The sequence below is a fragment of the Pseudomonas sp. AC463 genome, from assembly GCF_979253585.1.
The window spans coordinates 1-292 of sequence record NZ_CEEDDZ010000446.1; the positions used below are offsets into that span (position 1 = coordinate 1).

The following is a 292-nucleotide window of genomic DNA, read 5'->3' on the forward strand; positions in this document are numbered from 1 at the left end:
CCCCCGCGGGTGTAGGGCGGGGCGGGGCGTCGCGCCACCGCCCCGCCGGTTCGATCATCCCTCCCCGAACACGAATTCGTGCTGGCCGTCGCGCGCGGTCAGGGTGCGCTTGCCGTCCTGCGTGCCGACCACCAGCGGGAAGAACAGCAAAGTCGGATCGAGCGCGACGAAGCTGGTCGTGCCGTCGTCGTTGCGGCGCGTGCCCATCGGCGAGGCGATGGAGCGGAAGTCGAAGGTGACGCCTCCGCCCTTGCGCGTCACCGTCACGGGGCCGAGATCGGCGTTCCTGTAG

Annotated in this window: 1 protein-coding gene; it reads right to left on the reverse strand. The window is 71.2% G+C overall.

What is annotated here, in order from left to right:
• Nucleotides 1–54: 54 nt before the first annotated feature.
• Nucleotides 55–292: hypothetical protein (locus tag AC0IYH_RS30910; protein WP_471837996.1), on the reverse strand; the 238-nt coding region annotated here is incomplete at its 5' end.